The 14,406-nt window shown below is 61.4% G+C and carries 13 protein-coding genes; 7 read left to right on the forward strand and 6 right to left on the reverse strand.

Features of this window, described 5'->3' with window-relative positions; all coding sequences use genetic code 11:
• Positions 1-27: 27 nt before the first annotated feature.
• From ACEN83_RS17655 to ACEN83_RS17680, 6 genes are all read left to right on the forward strand, one after another.
• Entirely contained in the window at positions 28-987 is a 960-nt protein-coding gene (locus tag ACEN83_RS17655) for a YVTN family beta-propeller repeat protein (RefSeq protein ID WP_495577892.1), read from the forward strand.
• Positions 984-1,715, forward strand: a complete 732-nt coding sequence (locus ACEN83_RS17660; protein WP_495577893.1) for an ATP-binding cassette domain-containing protein — start codon at positions 984-986, stop codon at positions 1,713-1,715. Before ACEN83_RS17655 ends, ACEN83_RS17660 begins: the two co-directional genes overlap by 4 nt.
• Positions 1,712-2,503, forward strand: a complete 792-nt coding sequence (locus tag ACEN83_RS17665; RefSeq protein WP_495577894.1) for an ABC transporter permease — start codon at positions 1,712-1,714, stop codon at positions 2,501-2,503. Before ACEN83_RS17660 ends, ACEN83_RS17665 begins: the two co-directional genes overlap by 4 nt.
• A gap of 302 nt (positions 2,504-2,805) precedes the next feature.
• Positions 2,806-3,768, forward strand: coding sequence for an IS110 family RNA-guided transposase (locus tag ACEN83_RS17670; RefSeq protein WP_495580838.1), 963 nt, complete (start codon positions 2,806-2,808; stop codon positions 3,766-3,768).
• A gap of 131 nt (positions 3,769-3,899) precedes the next feature.
• Positions 3,900-4,457 (forward strand): PQQ-dependent catabolism-associated CXXCW motif protein, encoded by a 558-nt coding sequence (locus ACEN83_RS17675; protein WP_495577895.1) that lies wholly within the window; start codon positions 3,900-3,902, stop codon positions 4,455-4,457.
• Between the two features lie 56 nt (positions 4,458-4,513).
• The gene (locus tag ACEN83_RS17680; RefSeq protein ID WP_007976602.1) at positions 4,514-5,179 is read left to right on the forward strand and encodes a response regulator transcription factor; all 666 of its coding nucleotides are present in this window, start codon (positions 4,514-4,516) and stop codon (positions 5,177-5,179) included.
• Between the two features lie 122 nt (positions 5,180-5,301).
• Here ACEN83_RS17680 and nahK read toward each other — a convergent pair whose 3' ends face one another.
• The 6 genes from nahK to ACEN83_RS17710 all read right to left on the reverse strand — a co-directional run bounded on the left by nahK (position 5,302) and on the right by ACEN83_RS17710 (position 13,139).
• Positions 5,302-7,935, reverse strand: a complete 2,634-nt coding sequence (nahK, locus tag ACEN83_RS17685; RefSeq protein WP_495577896.1) for a hybrid sensor histidine kinase/response regulator NahK/ErcS' — start codon at positions 7,933-7,935, stop codon at positions 5,302-5,304.
• Positions 7,865-9,022 carry a nitric oxide-sensing protein NosP gene (gene nosP, locus ACEN83_RS17690; RefSeq protein WP_095967634.1) on the reverse strand — a complete coding sequence of 386 codons (1,158 nt, stop codon included), beginning with the start codon at positions 9,020-9,022 and terminating at the stop codon, positions 7,865-7,867. Before nosP ends, nahK begins: the two co-directional genes overlap by 71 nt.
• 154 nt (positions 9,023-9,176) lie before the next feature.
• Entirely contained in the window at positions 9,177-10,361 is a 1,185-nt protein-coding gene (locus ACEN83_RS17695; protein ID WP_116582806.1) for a porin, read from the reverse strand.
• Between the two features lie 210 nt (positions 10,362-10,571).
• The gene (locus tag ACEN83_RS17700) at positions 10,572-11,378 is read right to left on the reverse strand and encodes a sulfite exporter TauE/SafE family protein (RefSeq protein ID WP_495577897.1); all 807 of its coding nucleotides are present in this window, start codon (positions 11,376-11,378) and stop codon (positions 10,572-10,574) included.
• A 9-nt stretch (positions 11,379-11,387) separates the two neighbouring features.
• Positions 11,388-12,632, reverse strand: coding sequence for an NAD(P)/FAD-dependent oxidoreductase (locus ACEN83_RS17705; protein ID WP_495577898.1), 1,245 nt, complete (start codon positions 12,630-12,632; stop codon positions 11,388-11,390).
• A 165-nt stretch (positions 12,633-12,797) separates the two neighbouring features.
• Positions 12,798-13,139 (reverse strand): ArsR/SmtB family transcription factor, encoded by a 342-nt coding sequence (locus tag ACEN83_RS17710; RefSeq protein WP_007976596.1) that lies wholly within the window; start codon positions 13,137-13,139, stop codon positions 12,798-12,800.
• 104 nt (positions 13,140-13,243) lie between these two features.
• Here ACEN83_RS17710 and ACEN83_RS17715 point away from each other — a divergent pair, with 104 nt between their 5' ends.
• Entirely contained in the window at positions 13,244-14,107 is an 864-nt protein-coding gene (locus ACEN83_RS17715) for an MBL fold metallo-hydrolase (RefSeq protein WP_495577899.1), read from the forward strand.
• The last annotated feature ends 299 nt before the right edge of the window (positions 14,108-14,406 follow it).

The following is a 14,406-nucleotide window of genomic DNA, read 5'->3' on the forward strand; positions in this document are numbered from 1 at the left end:
GAACATCACAACAACAAGGAATCCGCCATGCGCCGCACCCTGCTCTCGTGCACCTTGCTGCTCGCCGCCGGCCATGCCGTTGCCAGCACTGCCTGGGTCTCCAACGAAAAGGACAACAGCCTGAGCCTGATCGACATGCAGACCCTGCAAGTCACCGACACCCTGCCCGTCGGCCAGCGCCCTCGCGGCCTGCTGCTGTCCCATGACAACAAGCTGTTGTACATCTGCGCCAGCGACTCGGACCGGGTCCAGGTGATGGACGTGGCCACCCGCAAGATCATCAAGGAACTGCCCTCGGGCAAAGACCCCGAGCAATTCGCCTTGCACCCGAACAATCGCTGGTTGTACGTCTCCAACGAAGACGATGCGCTGGTCACGGTGATCGACACCGATACCTCCAAGGTGCTCGGCCAGATCGATGTCGGCGTCGAGCCCGAGGGCATGGCCGTCAGCCCTGACGGACAGTGGGCGGTCAACACCAGCGAAACCACCAACATGTTGCACTGGATCGACACCAGCACCCAGACCCTGGCCGACAGCACCCTGGTGGACCAGCGTCCGCGCTTCGTCGAGTTCTCCCCCGATGGCACGAAACTCTGGGCCTCGGCGGAAATCGGCGGCACCGTGACCATTCTCGATGTAGCCAGCCGCACCGTGCTCAAGACCCTGAACTTCCAGATCAAGGGCGTGCACCCGGACAAGGTCCAGCCGGTTGGCATCAAGCTCAGCGCCGATGGCAAGTACGGTTTTGTCGCCCTCGGCCCGGCCAATCATGTGGCGGTGATCGATGCCAGGACTTACGAGATACTCGATTACCTGCTGGTGGGTCGACGAGTCTGGCAGATGGCGTTCACCCCGGATCAGAAGCAGTTGCTGGCCACCAACGGCGTCAGCGGCGATGTCTCGGTGATCGATGTCGACAGCCTCAAGGTCAGCAAATCGGTGAAGGTCGGGCGCTATCCCTGGGGCGTGGTGGTGACACCATGAACGCCCTCGAAGTCAGTGACCTGAGCTTTGCCTACGGCGCCCGTGAGGCCTTGCGCAAGGTAAGTTTCAGCCTGGAACCCGGACGTTTCGCCGCGCTGCTGGGCCCCAACGGCGCCGGCAAGTCGACCCTGATTGCCCTGCTGACCCGGCTCTATGATCTGCAGCACGGCGAGATCCTCGTTGGTGGCTGTTCATTGCGCAGCGCGGCACGCCCGGCACTCAGGCAATTGGGCGTGGTGTTCCAGCAAAGCACCCTGGACCTGGACCTCAGCGTCGAGCAGAACCTGCGTTATCACGCGGCATTGCATGGCCTGTCCCGGCGCCAGACCGACCTTCGGGTCGACGCCGAACTGACCCGCCAGGCCCTGACCGAGCGCCGCCGCGAACGGGTGCGCGAACTCAATGGCGGCCATCGTCGCCGGGTGGAAATTGCCCGCGCCCTGTTGCATGAGCCGCGCCTTTTGCTGCTCGACGAAGCCAGTGTCGGCCTCGACCCGGCGAGTCGCCTGGCGCTCAACCAGCACATCCGCAGCCTGTGTCGCGAGGAGCACATCAGCGTACTCTGGACCACCCACCTGCTCGACGAAGTGCAGCCCAGCGATGACTTGCTGATCCTGCATCAAGGCCGGCTGGTGGCCAGCGGGCAGGCCGATGCCCTGAGTCTGGAACACGGCGCAGACCTCGGTTCGGTCTTCGCTCGCCTTACGACATCAGGGGTGGCCCAATGAACGCTTACTGGCAATGTTTCAGCGGTATCGTGCTGCGCGAGTGGCTGCGCTTTGTGCTGCAACGCACGCGTTTTCTCAGCGCCCTGGTGCGGCCGCTGCTGTGGCTGCTGGTGTTCGCAGCCGGTTTTCGCGCGGCGCTGGGGATCGCGATCATCGAGCCCTACGACACCTACATTCCGTACGAGGTCTACATCATTCCCGGCCTGGCCTGCATGATCCTGCTGTTCAATGGCATGCAGGGGTCTCTGTCGATGGTCTACGACCGCGAGATGGGTAGCATGCGCGTGCTGCTGACCAGCCCCCTGCCGCGTACCTTCCTGCTGTGCAGCAAGCTGCTGGCCACGTCACTGATTTCGCTGCTGCAGGTGTATGCGTTCCTGGCGATTGCCTGGCTCTACGGCGTGCGACCACCGGCCATGGGCCTGTTGCTGGCGTTGCCGGCGCTGCTGCTGGTGGCGTTGATGCTCAGCGCACTGGGCCTGTTGCTGTCGAACGCGATCCGCCAGCTGGAGAACTTTGCCGGGGTGATGAATTTCGTGATCTTCCCGCTGTTTTTCCTGTCATCGGCGCTGTATCCGCTGTGGAAGATGCGCGAGGCCAGCGAATGGTTGTACTGGCTGTGCGCGGTGAATCCGTTCACCCATGCGGTGGAGCTGGTGCGTTTTGCCCTGTATGAACGCTTCAATCCGCTGGCGCTGGCAGTGTGCACGGGGCTGACGCTGCTGTTCGCGTTGCTCGCCGTACTGACCTTCAACCCGCAGCATGCGGCCTTGCGTAAAGCCGGGTAAATACATCCCCTGTGGGAGCGAGCTTGCTCGCGATAGCGGCGGCACATTCAACAAATGAATTGACTGACATAACGCTATCGCGAGCAAGCTCGCTTGTATGGTAGGACTTGAAGGGAGGAGGAGGGACAAGGCTCGATTCTGACTGTTGACGCAGTACAGACCGTGGGAGATATCGCCCCTCCTCCTTTCACCCAAGCGCCGATAAAGAATGCATCTGGCTAGACCGACGATAGGAACAAGCCTGCGCCTCTGGGTGAGCCCTTCAAGTGCTCAAACCTTATCCCGGAGGAAATCCTGTGGCAATGCCGGTCTCTCTATCAAAACCGATCGTGGGTGTGGATGTCGCCAAGAATGAACTGGTGATTTATCAGTCTGATGGTGATTTTCTTGAAGAGATTGCCAACACCAAAACATCCATCAAGCAGTGGCTGAAGGCGTTGTCGGGGACGGTGGCTATTGCCATTGAGGCGACCAACATCTACCACCTGGACTTCGCTGATCTGGCCTATGAGGCCGGTTGCACGATTTACATGGTGGGAGGCTATGAACTCAAACATTATCGCGAAGGCGTGAAAATCCGCGCCAAAACCGACGCGCTGGATGCCAAGCTACTGGCTCGTTACCTGAAGAACGAAGCCGAGGAGTTGCGTCCTTGGACCCCGCCCTCACCGCTGTACCGCCAGCTCCTGAGCCTTTTCCGCCGTCGCGCAGCCTTGGTCCAGGCCAGGGTCGGCCTGGTGCAGAGCTGGTCGAATGAGCCGCTGCTCAAGGCGGCTTTTGCCGAGCAAGTGAAGTCCATGCAGCAGCTTGAGACGCTGATCGAAAAGACGATCAACGATCAGCTCAAAGAAGCCGGTTTGCTCGGTCAATTGAAGCGCTGCCTGAAAGTTGAGGGTATTGGTTTTTTGACTGGGGCCCGCTTGATAACCGCATTTCAGCGAGGGGATTTTAGAAACGCGGATGCATTTATCGCCTTCCTGGGCATGGATTTACGGGTGGCGAAATCAGGACAGAAAGACGCTCGCCGCAGTTTGACCAAGCGCGGTGACCCCGAGGCCCGCCGACTTCTGCACAATGCAGCGATGTCGGCTAGCCGTACGAAAGCCTGGAAAGGGTATTACGAAGAACAAAGAACTCGGGGGTTCAGCACCACTCAGGCGTTGGTGATGCTGGCTCGCAAGCTTGCTCGGGTGGTATTCGCCTTGCTGAAAGGGCAAAGCGAATATCAACCAAAAAGCCAGTTGAGGGCTTTCCCTCAACCATAGAATCTCCCACAGGGGTTCTTCATTAAGCAGGGTGAAATTACTACTTTAGTACTGGTTTCCCTGTCTATCGTCGCATTCCCAACGCCCCCCGACTGGCATGTAATAGGTCCATAACTATAAGGACTGAACCCATGCCGCGTGCCCGACGTTGTCTGTTGCGCCCTACTCTCGCCGCCCTGTCGCTGGGCTTGCTGCTGAGCACCGCGCAGGCCGACACCGCACTGTTCTCCAGCGACGGCTATCGCATCGGCCTGTACCGCAGCCCGACGCCCGACCAGTTGCAAGGCGCAACCATCGTCGATACCCCCGCCCTGCAAGCCCTGCTCGGCCAAACCCCGCGCCCGCTGCTGATCGATGTCTACCGCCGCCAGTGGCTGCAAGGGCAGTTCATCGAAGACCAGCCCCATGAAAACCTGCCCGGCAGCCATTGGCTGGCCAATACCGGTGACGGTGAGCTGACGCCGCAATGGCAGGACTATTTCGCCGCCAACCTGAAAAAGCTGACCGCCGGCGACCCGACGCAACCGCTGGTCTTCTATTGCCGCTCCGACTGCTGGTTGAGCTGGAATGCGGTCAAGCGCGCAGCCACCATGGGCTATAAGACCCTGTATTGGTATCGCGATGGCCTGGACGCCTGGCAAGCGGCCAATCTTCCGGTTTCGCCAGCCAGGCCCGAACCCTTTCCCTGAGCTTTACGCGTGCGTGTTGTTGCCACACCATAATCAAAATAATGAGGTGAAAGGCCATGTACAAAATCCTGATTGCCGACGATCACCCGCTGTTTCGCGAAGCCATCCACAACGTCATCAGCGACGGATTTGCCGGCAGCGAAGTGATGGAAACCGCCGACCTGGACAGCGCCCTGGCCCTGACCCAGGAACACGATGACCTGGACCTGATCCTGCTCGACCTGAACATGCCCGGCATGCACGGCCTCAATGGCCTGATCAACCTGCGTAACGAAGCGCCGACCATTCCGGTGGTGATTGTCTCCGCCGAACAGGACAAACAGATCGTGCTGCAAGCCATCACCTACGGCGCGGTGGGTTTCATCACCAAGTCTTCGCCCCGCGCCCAGATGACCGATGCCATCCAGCAGATTCTCAATGGCAATGTCTACCTGCCCCCGGACATCATCCGCACTGCCAAAAGCAGCACCCACCGGCGCATGAACGACACCCCGAGCTTCCCGCCCGAACTGCTCCAGGCCCTGACCCGCAAGCAACTTCAGGTGCTGGAACGCATGACCAAGGGCGAATCGAACAAGCAGATCGCCTACACCCTGGAAATCGCCGAGACCACGGTCAAGGCCCACGTCTCGGCGATCCTGCGCAAGCTCAACGTGCACAACCGGGTGCAGGCGATCCTGAGTGCCGGGGATATTGATTTCGGGTCTTATCTGCGGCGTTGAGTCAGCAAGACCGTGTCGCTTCCATCGCTGGCAAGCCAGCTCCCACAGGGTTTTGTGAACAGCACACATCCACTGTGGGAGCTGGCTTGCCAGCGATGAGGCCCTCACAAACACCGACAGGCTCATGGCCTTGCAAGCAAATGACTCATCGCCGTCTTCAGCTTCATCGGCCGCACCGGCTTGTGCATCAGGGTGTGGCCCAGTTCGCGGATCTGCTGTTTGAGTTCATTGCTGTAGTTGGCCGTGATCATCATCGCCGGCACCGGTGACGCGCGCCGGGCATTGATGCGCGCCACGGCGTCGACACCGTTGCGATCGTTGTCCAGGTGATAATCGGCAATCAGCAGGTCGGCCTCGGCGTGGAAATTGTCCACTTGCCGCGCCAGGTCCTCCTCCGACAGCGCCGTCACCACCCGACACCCCCACCCCTCCAGCAAGGTGCGCATGCCGGCGCAAATGGTCGCGTCGTTGTCCAGCACCCATATCCGCGCGCCCCGCAGGCGCTCGAGCATCGGCTCGCTCATCTGCAACGCGGGCTGCGGCTTTGGCGCGGTGGCGCTCAACGGCACTTCGACCGAGAACATCGAACCCCGACCCGGCCATGAACGCACATGAATGGGGTGCCCGAGGATGCCGGCAATCTTCTCTACGATCGCCAGGCCCAGCCCCAGGCCGCGATCCTGATCGGGACGCTGCACATCGCCGCGCTTGAACTCCTGGAAAATCTCCTCCAGGCGATGCTCGGCAATGCCCATGCCGCTGTCCCAGACTTCGATCGTCAGGCACTGATGATGCCGCCGGCAACCGAGCACCACGCGACCACTATAGGTATAGCGAATCGCATTGCTCAACAGGTTGCGCAGGATCCGCGCCAGCAGCTGGATGTCACTGCGCACCAGCGCCGAACAGCCGATGAAGTGCAATTGCAGGCCTTCACTGCGCGCCACCTGGTTGTATTCGGCGGCCAGGTTGTCCAGCAGTTCACTGAGGGCGAACGGCGCAATGTCGGCCTTGATCACCCCCGCATCGAGCTTGGAAATATCCACCAGGGTGCCGAGCAGGTTCTCCACGTCTTCCAGGGAATTGCTCACATTGCGCACCAGCGTCTCGCTGGACATCGGCTCGCGCCGTTCCAGCAAGGCACTGGTAAACAGGCGCGCGGCGTTCAACGGTTGCAGCAGGTCATGGCTGACGGCGGCGAGGAACTTGGTCTTCGACAGGTTGGCCTGCTCGGCTTCCTGCTTGGCCTCGCGCAAGCGTGACTCGACCAGGCGTCGCTCATCGATCTCGCGCAGCAGCTGGTCGTTGAGGGTGGTCAATTCCGCCGTACGCTCGCGTACCCGCAGTTCCAGGTTCTGATACGCCTGATGCAGCGCCTCGGCGGTGCGGCGGCGTTCGGTGATGTCGCGGATCAACACGAAAATCCCCACCACCTCGCCACTGGCCAGACGGTTGGGCACATAGGAGCGCAGCATGTAGCGCTCCTGGTTGTTGACGTTGGTTTCGGCGAACTCGAACGTCACGCTCTCGCCGGCCAGTGCCCTGGCCACGTAGGGCTCCAGCCGCTGGTAATGCTGTTCGCTGTGCACTTCGCGCAGGCTCTGGCCGAGCATCACGCCGCGAGGCCAGCAGTACCACTCTTCGTAGACCTTGTTGGTGAACTCGTAGACCAGGTCGGCATTGAGGTAGGCAATCAATGCCGGGACGTGATCGGTGATCAGGCGAATCCAGTGTTCGCTTTCACTCAGTGCCTCGGCGTGCTGGTAGCGCTCGGTAATGTCGGTGAAGGTGTTGACGAAACCGCCGGTGGGCAACGGATGGGTGCGGATTTCCAGGACCCGGCCATCGTACAGGCGCTGCTCGCATTCGCGCACCGGTCGTCCGTTGCCATCGCGACTGGCCGGGGTCAGCAGGTTCAGTTCGCTGTCGGCGATCACTTCGGCAAACGGGCGATGGGCCGCCACCGGCGCCAGGCCGCTCAATTCCAGGAAACGCCGGTTCCACAACTCCAGGATGCCCTCGGCGCTGACCATCGCCACCCCTTGGGACAGGTTGTCGACCGCCCGTTGCAACAGATGCGACTTCTGCGCCACCGCCTGCTCACGGCGTACGGTTTCGCTGAGTTTGACGTCGGTAATGTCGGTGAACAGGATCACCCGCCCCCCTTCCTGGGTCGGCCGCTCGCTGACTTGCAGCCAGCGCCCGTTCTGCAGGCGGTAAAGCAGGTTTTCGTCGGCATGCCCGCGCGGCTCTTCGGTGAACAGGGCGTTGTTCATCATCAGCCGCTTGACCTCGGTCAGGCGCATGCCGGCGTTGATCCGCACCCGGCTGTTGCTCCAGAACGCCTTGAAGCGACTGTTGAACAGCACGATGCGCTGGTCGGCGTCGAACAGCACGAAGGCATCGGAAATGCTTTCGATGGCATCGATCAGGTGTTGGTGCGCCGTTTCCGCGCGCAGGCGGGCTTCGCTGAGCAAATGATTGCCGGCCTTGAGTTCGGCCATGGCCTGGTTCAGGGCATCGGTGCGTTCGCGCACTTGCTCGGCCAGCACCACCGAATGCTGGAATGCCGCATACGGATCGTTGCCGCGGGTTCCCCCTGACTCGACCCGTTCGATCAGCGCGGCATTGATGCGCTGCAGTTTATGGTTATCCAGGCGCAGCACGGCCAACTCGGCCTGCAGCTCAGCGATGTCCTGGGGCACGGCCGCGGGCAATGGCAACGCCGGTGAAGGTCTGGTTGATGTGCATGCCATTGAACTGTTCTCCGTAGGTGTTGAAACCCATCACCCGTTGCTCGCGCAAAAAACCGCCGATCTGATCAAGGCTTCCGTCGTCTTCGAGTTCCAGACGCCGCAGGAAACAGTCGCAACCGATGGTCAGCAGCAAATCCCCCAGGCGCTCCTGCAACCCCTCGAACAGGCGCTGCAGGTTCGGCAGCATCGGCCCCGGGGTCATGGCGGTGAGGACGATGCCGTTTTCCACGGCGCAGTAGAAACTCAGGCTCAGGTCCGGATGCACCTGCTGGATGGCCCGCACGTAGTACTGCTGGTTGATCCGCACCGCCAACGGGTGCGCGGCGAAGACCCGGTGATCGAGCTGCGCCACCGGCACGCCGATGTGCCGGGCGTACTCCTCGGCGGCAGGCTCCGCATTGAGCTCGAAGACCCGGCGCAAGGTGCTGTCGGCCCCGGTGACCACCAGCTTTTCGGCGCGGGGCAACACGTGGTGGGTGGTGAACACTTCGAAATCCAGCCAGGTATTGACCAGCACCACCACGGCCGCGCCGCTGTGGAACTCGCCATCGAAGTACACATGGGTATGGGTCAGGTAGTTATCGTCGCCGGCCGAGCCGCCGAAATGCGGAATGTCGCCCAAGGCCGCACTCAAGGCCGCCAGGACCATTTCTTCGCGGCTGGACAGGCCATCGAGCAGGGTCAGGGCAAAGCTGTTGCCCTTGATCGGGGCCAGGGTGTTGCTGCGACAGCCACTGACCAGGCGCTCGACCATTTGCTGGGCGTCGATCAGGCTGAAGTGCTCCATCTGGTCGATCAGCTCGATCGAGATGGAAAAGTGCCGGTGGTCGAAACCCACCGCCGTCACGCAATTGCGCCCATAGCCCAGCGGAGTGATTTCCCCGGCGCTGGTGCAGCCCGCCAGGCGAATGCCGCCGAAGCTTTGCTGCAAGGCCTGGCCCAGCGCCTGCAAGTCGTATTCGGCGGAACAGAAGAACAGCACGAACCCCAGGTGCGGGTGCAACAGCTGTCGTGCCAGTTCCTGCGCGACCTGCCGGGCATCGGTGGCCTGGGACATTGCACTGACGACGCCTTCGCTCTGCTGCATCCTTACCTCCCGCAGGTGCGTGTGTATGAGGCACGAGTGTACGAAGTCTGTGGGGGGCGACGAATGCTACTTGGGTAGCGGGTAGCCGCTTCGATGGGATGAGACGGTTGGCGGCCCTCGCCGCGATGCGCACGGCCAGGGCCACCTCCCGGGGTTACCAGGTCAGCACCGCGCCCACGGCAAAGGTGTCGGTGTCTTCGTTCTGCTCATCGGTGTCGTGGCCGTTGATTTCGAACTGGTTGTACTCGGCCACCAGCTTGAGGTTGTCGTTCACGTCATGGAACAACGCGATGCCACGGGTCTCGTAGTCCGCACCGCTGCCGACCACGCCGTTGCCGTCGTCATTGGTCTTGCCGTAGGACAAGGCCAGGCGGTTCTTGCCCAGTTTGTAGGAGCCCTGCATCAGGTAGCCGTCGCTGTCGACGTTGCGCAGGGTCGGCTCGCCGGCATTGTTGGTGAAAAACGGGTTGATGCCCTTGGCCTGGAAACCGGACCCGGTGAGGGACAAGCCGCCCATCTTCGCCTGCACGCCATAACCAACGCCCTTGGAGGTAACGGTCTCGACCGTCGAGTCGGTGTTGTCCGAGGTCTGGTAGCTACCGTTGACCCAGCTGTAGATCTTTGCCCCGGCCAGGTCGAACTGATAGGTGACTTCGCTCTCGGTACGCGGGTTTTCCTGATAGGCCTTGCCCGTCGGGCTGCTGTCGTTGGTGTCCACCGGGTCCATGATGCCGACCGCCACGCGCAGACCGTCCATCACCGGGGTGCGATAGGTGATCTGCGAGGTCGGGAACGGATACGGGTAACCGGTGCCGATGTTGCCGAACGACACCCCGCCGCCATCCACCAGCCCCAACGTATCGCTGACCTGGCCGTAACCGGCGAGCATTTCATCGAGCAGGATGTTGGAACGGGCGAACAACCCGAAGTCCTTGCCGATCAGCACCTCGCCCCACTCCGGGTTGGCCACGGTGCCGAAGAACTGCCGCACGTCGATGGCAGTGTCGGTGCCGTTGGTTTGGCTGTCGTTGATGGTGACCCAGAACGAGGCGCGGGCGCCGAGCTTGAGATCGTCCACCTGCTTGCCCATGTTGAACCCCAGGTAGTTGGGCAAAAAGCCCATCTTGACCCGTGACTGCCGACGGTCGTACTGATCGCCGGCGCGGTCGACATCGCTGTTTACGTAGAAGGCGTTGATGTAGCCGTCGGTGGAGAACGTGGTCTGGTCCTTGTCGTACAGCATGATGTCCGCCTCAGCCACCTGGCTCAGGCCCAGGGCAGACAGGCTGGCGATAAAGGCAGGCAGAAAACGATGCGTGACGTTCTTATTGTTGTGCATGGCGCGCTCCGAAACGGGGGGACTGAGTGTCGGAGGCGATTATCGAAACCTGACGGGCGGCGCCATACGCTGCCTTGGGGCTGGTTTTGAGGTGCTTTGGATTGGCTGGCGGCGCGTGACCGCTACGGCGTAAGACCGCTCGTCGGCGAGGCTCGCCACTTAGGGCGTAGGCCTGTGGACCCGACTGGCATCCACAGGAACCGCTACCGGCTAGGCGCTGGCCTTGAGCAACATGTAGGCGGCAACCACTACGCAGATGCTGGCGAACCCGACCTGCAACGCCCGCGCCGGCACCCGGGCGCACAGCTTGCGGCCGATGATCATGCCGATGATGCTCGCGCCAATGAAGGTGGCCCCCACACTGTCGATGCGCACGCCGGCATGGAACGCGCCGATCACGCCGATGGCCGAAATCAGGCTGATCACCATCAGCGAGGTGGCGATGATTCCGCGCATTTGCACATCGGTCAGTTGCTTGAATGCCGGGACGATCAGAAAGCCGCCGCCCACCCCCAGCAACCCCGAGACCACACCCGTGACCGCTCCGAGCGCGGCGAGGGTCGCGGTGCATTTGGCGGTCCAGGAAAAGCGCCCGGTCTGTTGATCGAGCATGCAGTTTTTCTGGCCCCAGTTCGCGTGCCCGTGGTCGCTCGGGCCTTCGTCCTTGCGTTCAAGGCGCAACATCCGCCAGGCCACCATGACCATCAGCAGGCTGAACAGGATCATCAGGATTTTTTCCGGCAACTGATGGGCGAAATAGATGCCCACCGGCGAAAACACCGCACCGAGTGCGGCGATCAGCAACGCCGCGCGATACCGCACCAGGCCATGGCGCAATCCATCGATGGCGCCGACCGCTGCCGCACTGCCCACTGCAAACAACGCCACCGGAGCGGCCTGGGTCATGCTCCAGCCCAATCCCAATACCAGGGCCGGCACCGCGAGAATCCCGCCGCCCGCTCCAGTCAACCCCAATACCAACCCCATCACCACGCCAAACAGACTTGCCAGCAACATAGGGAGTTCTCAGTCGACCCTGGACAGACGCGTCAGCCACTCGCGACCCTTGAGCATACCGTTCCAATAGAACCACGGTAGCAGTGTTGCCTTGAGCCACCACGCCGAGCGGCGCGGCGTCGTCGGGTCAAGGGGAAAGGTCGGCAGCAATTTGCCCGCATAACCGAACTCGGCCAGGATCACCTTGCCCTTCTCCACCGTCAGCGGACAGGAGCCATAGCCGTCGTACTTCAGCGGCAATGGTTGTTGCTTGCGCAAAGCCAGCAGGTTTTCGGCCACGACCACTATCTGCTTGCGCACCGCCGCGGCGGTTTTTGCATTGGTGGTGCCGCAGATATCCCCCAGCGCGAAGACGCCTGGATAACGCGGATGCTGCAGGCTGTGGGGATCGACTTCACACCAGCCGGCGGCGTCGGCCAGCGGACTCCGGGCGACGAAATCCGGGGCCACCTGAGGCGGTACGACATGCAGCAGGTCAAAGGTTTTTGCCTGGCGGGTGACAGTGCCTTCGGCGTCCTTGATGTCGAACCACGCGGTTTTCGCCGGGCCGTCGACCTTGACCAGATTCGAATTGAATGCCAGCCGGGCCTTGTACTTCTCGATGTACTTCATCAGCGGCGGGACAAAGGTCGCCACGCCGAACAATGCAGCGCCCGCGAGATTGAACTCGACGTCAATGTTGTTCAGCGCACCGCTCCTGTTCCAGTGATCACAGGACAGGTACAGCGCTTTTTGAGGCGCTCCCGCACATTTGATCGGCATGGCCGGCTGGGTGAACAGCACCTTGCCGCCGCGCAGTTTCTGCACCTGGTCCCAGGTGTAGGTCGCGTGCCGGTAGCTGTAGTTGGAGGTCACGCCGTGCTGGCCGAGGGTCTCCTCCAGGCCTTCGATTTTCTCCCAGGCCAGGCGCAGGCCGGGGCAGACCACCAGGTTCTGATAGCTGACCCTGCGCGCGTCACTGAGGATCAGCCAGCCATGGTCGGGGTCGATGCCGGTCACGGCAGCCTGCACCCAATTGACCCCGCGCGGCATCACCGATGCCATCGGCCGCACGGTGTTTTCCACGTTGTAGGCTCCACCGCCGACCAGCGTCCAGGCCGGTTGATAGTAGTGCCGGGAGTCGGGTTCGATCAGGGTGATGTTCATCTGCGGGTTACGCTTGAGCAGGCTGGCGACAAGGCCTATGCCCGCCGTGCCGCCGCCGATCACCACGATATCTGCACTGATGGATGGGCCCCAGTGTTGATCGTTCATTGCTTGTTCCTTTTGCTGCACGCAAGTTTTCTATTAGCCGCGACACAAAACTACTGTGGGAGCGGGCTTGCTCGCGAAAGCGGTATGTCAGTAGACATTAACGTTGGCTGACACACCGCCTTCGCGAGCAAGCCCGCTCCCACAGGTTCGGTGTGTTGAACAAGATCAAGGTTGAACCCAGCTTTTAAGCACCGCCCCGCAATACAGCCCGGAGAGGGTTTTCATCACCTGGATCACCTCGTGACTGGCGAGACCGTAAAAAATGTACTTGCCTTCACGACGGGTCGCGACCAGTCCTTCATCGCGCAGGATCCCCAGTTGTTGGGACAGGGTCGGTTGGCGCACACCGGTCATTTTTTCCAGCTCGCCGACGTTGCGCTCGCCCTGGGTTAACTGGCACAGGATCAACAGGCGATCCTCATTGGCCAAGGCCTTGAGCAGCGCACAGGCCTTGGAGGCCGAGGCGCGCAGTTGGGCGACTTCACATTCGGTCAGACTGGATTGCATTTGCAGGATGCCTTCAACGTCACTTAAGCTGCGAACATTATGTTTAAACATATATTGTTGCAACCCGTGATCGAAATTTCGTCCTCTTGCTCAGGTTCATGTCCATGCCCGCACTGATTGAAGCGTTCCTCGACCCCGCCTCCTCGACCTACAGCTACGTGGTCTACGAGGCTGATGGCGGGCAGTGTGCGATTGTCGACCCCGTGCTCGACTACGACGGTGCGGCCGGGCGTACCGCGACCACCCAGGCTGACAAAATCATCGCCTTCGTCCGCGCCCACACACTGCAAGTGCAATGGCTGCTGGAAACCCACGCCCACGCCGACCACCTGTCCGCCGCGCCCTACCTGCGCGAGCAACTGGGCGGCAAAATCGCCATCGGCGAGTCGATCAGCAAGGTGCAGGACGTGTTCAAGGCGCTGTTCAATCTGGAGCCATCATTTCGCGTCGACGGCTCGCAGTTCGATCACCTGTTCGCCCCCGACGAGTCGTTCATGATCGGCAACCTCAAGGCGACCGCCCTGCACGTGCCCGGCCATACGCCGGCGGACATGGCCTACCTGATCGACGGTGATGTGATTCTGGTGGGCGATACGATGTTCATGCCCGATGTCGGCTCTGCCCGTTGTGATTTCCCCGGTGGCAATGCCAACCAGATGTTTGCCTCGATCCGCAAGCTGCTGGCCTTCCCCGCCAGCGTGCGCCTGTACGTGTGCCACGACTACCCACCGGAAGGACGCGCCCCCGAATGCATGACCACCGTCGGTGAACAACGCAAAAACAACATTCACGTGCGCGACGGTATCGACGAAAACGCCTTCGTGGAAATGCGCACCCGGCGCGATTCGGGGTTGGGCATGCCGACACTGTTACTGCCGGCGATCCAGGTGAATGTGCGGGCGGGGAACTTGCCGCCGGCCGAGGACAACGGCGTCACCTACCTGAAAATCCCCATCAATCAGCTCTGACCTTGTAGGAGCTGCCGCAGGCTGCGATCTTTTGATTCTGGCAACCGATGGATCCCTGAAGATCAAAAGATCGCAGCCTTCGGCAGCTCCTACACAGCGCCATCCTAGATTTTCAGTTGCCACCTGAAAGCCCCCATCAATCAGCTCTGCCCCTGTAGGAGCTGCCGCAGGCTGCGATCTCTTGATTCTGGCGAAAGGTGGATCCCTGAAGATCAAAAGATCGCAGCCTTCGGCAGCTCCTACACCGCGCCATCCTAGATTTTCAGGTGCCACCTGAAAGCCCCCATCAATCAGCTCTG

This window comes from Pseudomonas sp. Pseusp49 (assembly GCF_059491875.1).

What these genes read in the sequence shown, in the direction of transcription:
- ACEN83_RS17700 (WP_495577897.1), bottom strand. Translation starts at nt 11,378, where the DNA reads ATGTTGCTGGCAAGTCTGTTTGGCGTGGTGATGGGGTTGGTATTGGGG.
- nosP (WP_095967634.1), bottom strand. Translation starts at nt 9,022, where the DNA reads ATGCAGCAGAGCGAAGGCGTCGTCAGTGCAATGTCCCAGGCCACCGAT.
- ACEN83_RS17695 (WP_116582806.1), bottom strand. Translation starts at nt 10,361, where the DNA reads ATGCACAACAATAAGAACGTCACGCATCGTTTTCTGCCTGCCTTTATC.
- nahK (WP_495577896.1), bottom strand. Translation starts at nt 7,935, where the DNA reads ATGGCATGCACATCAACCAGACCTTCACCGGCGTTGCCATTGCCCGCG.
- ACEN83_RS17710 (WP_007976596.1), bottom strand. Translation starts at nt 13,139, where the DNA reads ATGCAATCCAGTCTGACCGAATGTGAAGTCGCCCAACTGCGCGCCTCG.
- ACEN83_RS17655 (WP_495577892.1), top strand. Translation starts at nt 28, where the DNA reads ATGCGCCGCACCCTGCTCTCGTGCACCTTGCTGCTCGCCGCCGGCCAT.
- ACEN83_RS17680 (WP_007976602.1), top strand. Translation starts at nt 4,514, where the DNA reads ATGTACAAAATCCTGATTGCCGACGATCACCCGCTGTTTCGCGAAGCC.
- ACEN83_RS17715 (WP_495577899.1), top strand. Translation starts at nt 13,244, where the DNA reads ATGCCCGCACTGATTGAAGCGTTCCTCGACCCCGCCTCCTCGACCTAC.
- ACEN83_RS17675 (WP_495577895.1), top strand. Translation starts at nt 3,900, where the DNA reads ATGCCGCGTGCCCGACGTTGTCTGTTGCGCCCTACTCTCGCCGCCCTG.
- ACEN83_RS17670 (WP_495580838.1), top strand. Translation starts at nt 2,806, where the DNA reads ATGCCGGTCTCTCTATCAAAACCGATCGTGGGTGTGGATGTCGCCAAG.
- ACEN83_RS17705 (WP_495577898.1), bottom strand. Translation starts at nt 12,632, where the DNA reads ATGAACGATCAACACTGGGGCCCATCCATCAGTGCAGATATCGTGGTG.
- ACEN83_RS17660 (WP_495577893.1), top strand. Translation starts at nt 984, where the DNA reads ATGAACGCCCTCGAAGTCAGTGACCTGAGCTTTGCCTACGGCGCCCGT.
- ACEN83_RS17665 (WP_495577894.1), top strand. Translation starts at nt 1,712, where the DNA reads ATGAACGCTTACTGGCAATGTTTCAGCGGTATCGTGCTGCGCGAGTGG.